The following is an 8550-nucleotide window of genomic DNA, read 5'->3' as shown; positions in this document are numbered from 1 at the left end:
ATAAAGCTGATGATGACGCTTGGGCGCTCGCGCTTGAAACACTCGCGCAAAATTCTGTATTTATCGAACCTGCCGCCGTTTTTATAAACGTCCAGATGCAAAAATTTTATCTTTTCGCTAAATTTATACCTGCCCTCGTCGTTTTCCAAAATCGCGATCGTAACGTCGTTTGCGCGCGCAAAATGGTTCGCCAAAACCTGCAGCACGCGCTCGGCGCCGCCGTTTCTAAGAGCTGCTATGACGAATAAAATTTTCATTTTAGCTTCCGATAAATTTTATAAAATAGCCGCAAAAGCGCGGGGCTAGCGTAAAACAAGACCATCATCAGCGTCTGCGTGCGGCTTGCATGCGCCGCGAAAAATCTAAAATCCAGCCGCTCGCGCACCAAAGCGTGCAGTGAGTGGATCTGATCCACAGCTTCTGCAGCGCTTAAAGGAGAGCGGGGATCTGCGATCTTTCTTTGCGACGCAGAATTTTGCTTAGAATTTCGCATATAATTTTGCTCGGAGGAATTTTTAACTGCGGAATTTTTACCGCATGCGCAAGATAAACTATCAGCGCCATGCAAATCCGCCTCGTTTGCCAAGCTGCACATATTAGCCTCGGAAGGAGAAGTCGCATCCCCATCCGAACCAGTAGCGTCAAAGCTCGATTTGATAATTAAAAACGCCGTATTCAGCGCGGACTCGCAACGAGTAAAATTAGCCTCGCGCGCCAAGCTTGGATAATTCGCAGCGATCGCCTCAGTATAGCGGCGCACCGCAGCGATGACCGCTAGATGCCTGCGCGCGAATGAGTTTACGGTCGAGCCTGCCCTTACGCGATAAAAATATAAAATTTCATCCGTGCACGCCGAAATAGAAGCGTTAAAAATATCAAAAAATATCGCCACATCCTCATAGATCTGCCCCGCGGGAAAGCGCAAAGCGGCGAAAATTTCGCGAGCAAACAGCGCGCGCCAAACCGCGGTGCTAAAATACGGATCCTGCGTGCAACTGCGCCTAAAAAGCTCTTGCGGCGATATTTTATATTCGCCTGCGTTGGCATTTGAATTTGCAGCTCCTCCTGGATTGCTAATCTCTTTAGAATTTTGATTTTCTTTAGAATTCAAAGCCGCCTTGAAATTATTTATTTCGCTCTCGTCGCTAAATGCTGCGTATCCGCACATAGCGATTTTGGTGCAAAATTTCTGCGTCAGGCGAAAAAGCGTCTCAATCAAATCAAGGCTTATCAAATCATCGCTGTCTACGAAACTAATAAACTCCCCGCGAGCGACATCTAAAGCGGCGTTTCGCGCGCTAGCCTGCCCACCGTTTGGTTTATGCAGCACGCACACACGAGGATCACGCGTGGCGTATTCGTCGCAAATCGCCTCGCTGCCGTCATTTGATCCATCATCTACGAGCAAAATTTCTAAATTCGTATAGGTCTGCGCCGTGATGCGCTCCATGCAAGCGCGCAGGAATTCTTTTACATTATAAACGGGAATGATGACAGAGATTAGGGGATTTTCGCTCATTATTCCTCCCTGTGTATCGTAGCAGCTATGAAATCCAGCCAGCGTTGCCCGATCGTTTCAATTTTAAAGCTCTCCTCGCGCTTGGAGGCGTTTTGCACGAGCCGCTCGCGCAGCTTTTCGTCACTCATTAGAATTTCAAGCTTTTTAGCGATACTTGCGCTATCGCCTACAGGGCACAAAAACCCATCTATGCCGTCGCTTATAAGCTCGCTAGGACCTGCGATGCAATCTGTAGAAATTCTAGCGGTGCCGAAAAATATACTCTCCATCAAAATATTGCAAAAGCCCTCCATCTTGGAGGTTACGACTACGATTTTAGCACGCTCGTAAAGGCTCTCGATATCGCGCACAAAGCCGATGAACTGCACGTTTAAGCGCAGCTTCGCAGCTAGACTCTCAAGGCTCTTTCGCTCCTCTCCGTCGCCTGCAATCACCACCTTCCACTCTTTTAAAAGATTGAAATCTATAAGCGCAAGCGCCTTAAGAAGGACATCAAAGCCCTTATAGACATTGAGCCGGCCGGCTGCTAGGATGATATTTTCTTTAGGCGGGCGGGCCTCTTTAGCATGGCTGATCTCAAACATCGGATTAGGCATAATCACGCGATTTTGCACATATGTGTAATGATCCAGATCGAATTTACTAAGCACACTAAGACCTGCAGCCCTCGGATAAAAGATCCGCTTAAGCGCTCGCCAGATCGGACTTTTTAAAAAACGATGATTGGTGTGTTCGGAGACGATGATTTTCTGCCCGACTCCGAGATTTGCGATAAGCGTAAGGACATTGGTATTATCTAAAAACGAGATTACTACGTCAAATTTACGACTTTTTAGAAGCCTGTGCAAGGCTAAAATTTTATCGTAGCGCTTTTTTATATTGCCAAATACTCCTAAATCGCCTACTCCTAAATCCAAGCTAATAAGCTCGATCTTAGGATCTAGCGCGTAAAACGGCTCGTCTGCGTCAAATTTTATCACGCAGACTTCATTCTCACGGCAGAAAAAATTTGCCAGCACGCTTAGCACGCGCTCGGCACCGCCCTTGCCTAAAGCAGAAATTACCATAGCTATTTTCATTTTATGAGCCTAAACTTGTTTTTAAAAATTTCATCGAGTCCTCTCTTTTACGGCGCAACGCCTCATTTACGCCATCCCAATCGATAGTCGCGTCCAACCGCGCGTCTTTGGGATCTTGTAAAGCTCTATCTTCAAGCCCGAACGAGCCCAAAAGTGAGCTAAAGCGCGACGCACCGCGACTAGCATTGACGAGCACAAAAAACGGCTTATTAAAGATTATGGAAAATACGCAGCCGTGAAATGAGTCGGTTAGCACAAACTCCGCGCCCGCAATAGCGCTTAACCATGCTTTTATGCCGATGCGGTTGCCGCGGTCGTTTACCTCATCTATCTCTAGTCCGCTTTGCTTCTTTAGTAGCTCTATCGCCGCTTCTGAGCGAGGCGATGGATCTAGGATATAGGCAAAACCCTTGTGCTTGGGCGCATAGCTTAAAAATTTATCGTAAATCTCTTTGTTAGCCAAAAGCGTAGGATCTAGCACCCAGCTCGCATCTACGCCAAAGCATTCGCGCGCAAGCTTTACACCATCGCGCTCGCGCACCGAAATAGCTTTAAATTTAGCCAAATTTGCAGCGTGAGCTTTTAAATCCGCGGGATTTTTAAGCCCACAGAGCCTATCTCCGCCGAAGCTTGCAGCATAGGCGATCCGCGTGCAGTTAGGCAGCAAAAATCCAAGGCTAAAGCAATCTGCAAAATCCGCAAAATAGCTAGGACGAAAAACCTGATCGCTTCCTAAAATCACCGCTTCAAAGCGTTCTTTCTCGCACAGCGCCTTTAAATCCGCAGGCGTGCAAACAGGCGCGGTTAAGGGGATATTTTCCGCCACAAACTCGCTAGTATCGCGCTCGTAAGAGGGATTAAATTTCGCGCCGCTAAGCTCCTTTTTTAGCGTGCGCGCCACTAAAAATTTAATATACGCAATCGATAGTTTACTTCTTTGTAGGCGCAAGTTTATGAGCCACGGCTCATGCCCTAGCCCCACTAGCACGCGGCTTAGCGCGTAAGCTTGTAAAATTCCGCCGTAATTATTTACTAGCGGCAGGGTAAAAATCCCGATCTTCATGCAAACTTCCTATAAATTTTATATGCCGCGATCTTTGGTAGCGCCAAAAGCGCTAGCACTTTATTCGCAGCGGCAATTTTTTTAAGCCTAGCAGAGATGAAATCATCACAATCAAAATGCGTAGCGCTATATCGCTGGATCTGAAGCTTCTGGCGCAAGATGTAACGCCTAAGCGGGTTTTTCGCGCCGTAAAAAATTTCGTTTTTGCACTCTACCTGGCTTTGCTGCGAGCGCTGCACCTCCGTTGCGGATATCCGCTCGCAAAAAATCTCCTCGCGTGCCTGCTTCGTAGGTTGCGAAAATAGCGCGTCGATCTGAGCTGCGCGCGTAATTACGAGCGATGTGCCGCGCCACTCACTCATTTCGCTTTGCAGCCACGCATCCATCAGTACGACGTCGGCGCATTTGGCAAAAACGTCGGTGCAGGCGTTGCACGCAAGCGGCGTAAAAGCGCGCGAGCTCCAGTATGCAAAGGCGCTACTACTGCGATCGTCTATCGCCTCGCTGCCGTCTGCAGCGCGGAATTTAAAGCCAAAGCTCATCGCACTTTTGCCCGCGATTTTATATCTGTAATTAACTGCTGCGAGCTGCTTACGCTCTTTAAACGCAAGATCTGCCAGCTTATGCGTAAAACCAGCACCCTTGCCCTGTCCGCAAACCAGCCCAATAATAAAGCTTATGCGGGATTTAAGGCGCGGATTTTTACTCGCAGCAAGCCTTAAGGCCTTAGCAAAGCACGGCAGCGCGCTGATCGCGTATCTACCCTCGCGGTGCGACATCTCTTTTAGCACTGCTTCAAGCGTGAGCGGATAGTAAGCGGACGAGCGCGCGCGAGTAAGCTCATCAGCATTTTTTATCACGCTAAATTTAAATAGCGGCACGGAATTTTCGCCCGCATAATTTCGCGCGTTTTTGGAATTCTCGCAAGCAAAATTCTGCGTTGATACGGAATTTTTACAAGAAGCTTTAGAATTCTGTGCGAAATTTTCATTTGTAAAATTCTGCATAGAATTCTGCGTAAAATTTTCGCAAAAGGAATTTTGCGCACTCGTAAAATTTATAGAATCATCGTCCGCCAAATTCTGCGTTAAATTCGGAATTGCGGAATTCTGTTCGGAATTTTTGGTTGCGGAATTTTGCAAATTCTGTGGCTGCGCTAAATTATTGCAGGCAGAAAAATCACGCTTGGAATTTTGGGCTATAAAATCCCCCTCGTCCGCAGGCACGGCGCAAATCGCGTAATCAATGAGCCCGCGCGCAAAAAGCTCGCGAAAAATATAATCTCCCGCGCCGCCGCTTGCACTGCTTAGGCGCTGCGCTTCATCTTTTTTGTAGAATTTGTAAGTAGCTAAAAACCTGCCAAAATCTGGGCTAAAGCTTTCCAGCTCTGCGTATGATTTAGAATTTAGCTCGTTTTCAAGCGTATCTTTTTCGTAAAACGGGCAGACTTTTAGACAAATATCGCATTTGTCGCGGCACCCTTCGCCCTCCTCGGGCGCGTAAAATCCATTGCCTCCAAGCCGCATTTTTAGCACGCCAAAAGGGCAGCTGCTCGCGCAGACGCCGCAGCCGATACAGCGGTCTTTCGTAACCACTTCGCTAATTACATTGAAGCTCAAGCCCGCCTCCTTATCTTAGCTGCAATGCCACCAAAAATCGCGCGCTCGTAATCGTTCATCGCCCAAAAATACGCGCTTAGCACAAACATAGCCGAATAAAGCCCGCCGCAAATTAGCAAAAAACTCACTCCATGCAAGCCTAGTGCATAATTTATCGCTAGGCTTACTGCGATTGCGGGAGCAAATTTTACTACCATCGCGCCGATATTTCGCCAAAATTTAGCGATGTCAAGTCCGATTACACGAGCATAGTAGATATTCATCACGCAGATATTTAGCAAGGTGATCGCAAAAGCTGTACCGCACGCAGCGCCCACGCCACCGTAAGCCTTAGCTAGCGGGATAGAAATAGCGATATTTGCGAGCGTGACGCAAAACGCGGCGATTGAGCGAAATTTGACTTTGTTTTTTGCCTGAAGCACGGCTAGGCCTAAATTTTGAATCAACGGCACGCTTACTGGAAGCACCAAAATAAGCGCGATTGTATATGAAATTTCATAATTTGCGCCAGCCCATAGCACGATAAATTCCCGTCCAAAAATCACCAAAAGCGACGCGATAAAAAATATCACGTAAAATTGCAGCCTGCCTATTTTGATAAATTCCGCGCTAAGCTCGGAATCGGTGGAGTTTGCAGAGACCATTTTGGCGATTTTAGGAAGCATTACGCCGCTAATAGTGAGCGAAAGCGTGACGAAAGTGGCATTTATCGTGCTTGCTACGGCATACGTGGAGACCGCCGTAGCGCCTGCTACAGCGCCTAAGATAAAATTATCGACATTCCAGTTTACTTGATCGACTACGATGCCTAAAAATATAAAAAACGAGTAGCCAAAAATTTGCTTAAGCGTGGGGGCGTCGAAATTTCGCACGCTTATCACGGGCGAGACTTTGCTTTTGCAATAGATGAAATCCGCCGCGACGCAGATTAAATTTACCGCCGTAGCGATGATTACGATCGCGATAGCCTTATATCCCAAAAGTAGCGCAGGCACCGCAACTAGCGGCAGAGCGATCGTACGAAAGATCCCAACTAGCTTAATAAATACGAAATTCTCATGCGCCGTAAGGATCGACGAATAGATGCTAAAAGGAAAGCTAATCGCTAAATTTGCAGTTAGTAGCATTAGCATAATGCGAATTTCACCCATCTCACTAGTACTTAGCTTAGCGCCAAAAATCGCGTGCAGATTGGCTAGCAGCGCAGCTCCTGCAAGCACGATCACCGCGCTCATTACCAGATACACACTAAAGATCGTTCCGTGCAGCTTATGCATGCGCTCCACTTCGCCGCTTGAGACGTATTTGGCGGTATAGACCGTCACGGCATTGCCGAAACCCAAATCTAAAATCGCCAAATAGCCGATAACGCTGCTAGCCAAAGAATATAGCCCAAACTCGCTCTGCCCCAGCGCCCGCAGAAAAAACGGCGTATAAACCAAAGTAAGTATCGTAGAAACAAAGATATTCACATACGATAGCACGACGCCAAGCTTGCGCTGCGCGGCTTCGGGGGCGTTTAGAATTTTAAGCAAACAAGGCTTCCTTTTGCTCGCCGCGATTAAACGCGGCGGAGTAAAATTTTAAAATTTCAAATCTCACTTTCACGCTAGAACCTAGAGCTTCTTTTCCCAATTAAGCGCGCTTAGGATGATCTCATCCAGACTCTCGTGCTCAGGCTGCCACGAAGTTTTGGTGCGAATTTTATCCGCATTTGAGATGAGGCAGGCAGGATCGCCGGCTCTGCGCGGAGCGATCTGCACTTTAAAATCCACGCCGCTTACTTTTTTAGCTTCATTGACGACCTCTTTTACGCTAAAACCCGTGCCATATCCTACGTTAAAAACCGCGCTGTCGTTACTTTGCAGATAATCAAGTACCGCCAGATGCGCGCTTGCGAGGTCCTCTACGTGGATATAATCGCGTATGCAGGTGCCGTCCTTGGTGTCGTAATCATCGCCGAAAATGCTCATCTTATCGCGCTTACCAACGATCGTCTGGGTCGCTACCTTAATTAGATGCGTCGCATTCGGATAGTTTTGCCCGATCGTGCCGTCGCTTGCCGCACCCGCAACGTTGAAGTAGCGCAAAATTCCATATTTAAAATTCGGATTTGCCGCTGCCGCGTCTTTTAGCACCCACTCGACCATCAGCTTGCTTCTGCCGTACGGATTGATCGGATTTTGCGGGGTTTCCTCGCTTACTTGCGGGACGCCTGGCTCGCCGTAGGTCGCCGCAGTGGAGCTAAAGATAAAGTCCTTCACGCCGTATTTGTTCGCAAGCGCGATCAAATTCATCGCGTTGGCGGTGTTGTTTAGATAGTATTTTAACGGATTTTGCGTGCTTTCAAAAACCTCGATAAACGCCGCGAAGTGAATGATCGCATCAAACTTCTCGCGCTTAAAAAGCTTCTCGATTGCGGGAGTGTTTTCTAGGCTCTCTTGTACGAACTCAAACTCGCCTATTTTGCGAAGCGCCTCGATCGCTCGCATCGAGCCTTTGCAAAGATTATCCAGTATGACGACGTCGTGGCGGTTCGCTTCTAAAAGCGCCTTTGCGACGTGGCTACCGATGTATCCCGCGCCGCCGGTGATTAAAATTTTCATCTATTCTCCTTCGGATCAAATTTATCAAAATATGCGATTATAGCCCCTTAGATTAAATCGCTGGTCGCACGCGCAAAAATACGGGGAAGCGCGGCTTTTTCTCGCGGGTTAGGTTTTGGTATTGATAGGTGATGATCGTGCCTACTTTAGGCGGATTTGCCCGCATTTCGTCGCTAAAGCCCGTGCCTACTTTAAATTTCACCCCACTACGTAGATCCACGCAGCTAAGCGAGCCCATCTTGCCCTCGTTTTTGCCGTAGCCGGGGTTGATTTTTACGACCTTGCACTCGCTATCGTGCGTCTTTTTGTATTTTAAAATTTTATCGCTGCGGCCGCTTTCATAAAGCGCGTTTGGATCGCGCAGCACGACCCCCTCGCCGCCAGCGGCGATGACGCGATCAAAATACGCCTGCACGTCGGCGTGCGTGCTTACCGGGGTTTGCTGCACGATGAGCAAATTTTGCGCGCCGCTTGAGGCGATAAAATTTCTTAAAATTTCCATCTTCGCGCTTAGGTTTTTCTGCTCCTTCGGCAGGTCGAATGCGTAAAATTTCACCCTGCTCCAGCGCTCATCTGGCACGCTAGAAGAGACGATCGAGACGAGCTGCTCAAACTCTCCGCGCGCCGTGTATAGCTCGCCGTCCACGAAAAACGGCGGGAAGCC

At 48.1% G+C, this 8550-nt stretch carries 7 protein-coding genes and 1 pseudogene; all 8 read right to left on the bottom strand.

From position 1 onward, the window contains the following. Positions 1-257 (bottom strand): annotated as a pseudogene (locus Q0198_RS07460) (glycosyltransferase family 4 protein); the annotation flags it as partial. Next, complete coding sequence (locus tag Q0198_RS07455; RefSeq protein ID WP_297896591.1) at positions 254-1519, bottom strand: glycosyltransferase; 1266 nt, start codon at positions 1517-1519, stop codon at positions 254-256. The gene Q0198_RS07455 and the pseudogene Q0198_RS07460, both read right to left, overlap by 4 nt. After that, positions 1519-2598 carry a glycosyltransferase family 4 protein gene (locus tag Q0198_RS07450; protein ID WP_297896590.1) on the bottom strand — a complete coding sequence of 360 codons (1080 nt, stop codon included), beginning with the start codon at positions 2596-2598 and terminating at the stop codon, positions 1519-1521. Before Q0198_RS07450 ends, Q0198_RS07455 begins: the two co-directional genes overlap by 1 nt. A gap of 1 nt (position 2599) precedes the next feature. After that, positions 2600-3661 (bottom strand): polysaccharide pyruvyl transferase family protein, encoded by a 1062-nt coding sequence (locus Q0198_RS07445; RefSeq protein ID WP_297896588.1) that lies wholly within the window; start codon positions 3659-3661, stop codon positions 2600-2602. Beyond that, complete coding sequence (locus Q0198_RS07440; protein WP_297896586.1) at positions 3658-5280, bottom strand: Coenzyme F420 hydrogenase/dehydrogenase, beta subunit C-terminal domain; 1623 nt, start codon at positions 5278-5280, stop codon at positions 3658-3660. The genes Q0198_RS07445 and Q0198_RS07440 overlap by 4 nt, the downstream gene beginning before the upstream one ends. Continuing rightward, the gene (locus Q0198_RS07435) at positions 5277-6815 is read right to left on the bottom strand and encodes an oligosaccharide flippase family protein (protein WP_297896584.1); all 1539 of its coding nucleotides are present in this window, start codon (positions 6813-6815) and stop codon (positions 5277-5279) included. The genes Q0198_RS07440 and Q0198_RS07435 overlap by 4 nt, the downstream gene beginning before the upstream one ends. Positions 6816-6896: 81 nt before the next feature. Next, on the bottom strand, positions 6897-7886 hold the full coding sequence (galE, locus tag Q0198_RS07430; protein ID WP_297896583.1) for a UDP-glucose 4-epimerase GalE: 990 nt from the start codon (positions 7884-7886) through the stop codon (positions 6897-6899). A 52-nt stretch (positions 7887-7938) separates the two neighbouring features. Next, on the bottom strand, positions 7939-8550 hold a 612-nt coding region (locus Q0198_RS07425), incomplete at its 5' end, for a DNA ligase (protein WP_297896580.1).

The sequence above is a fragment of the uncultured Campylobacter sp. genome (assembly GCF_938045205.1).
In the GTDB taxonomy this organism is placed as follows: Bacteria; Campylobacterota; Campylobacteria; order Campylobacterales; family Campylobacteraceae; genus Campylobacter_B.
The sequence above is the reverse complement of the archived record's forward strand: the minus strand, read 5'-3'. Positions and strand labels throughout refer to the sequence as shown.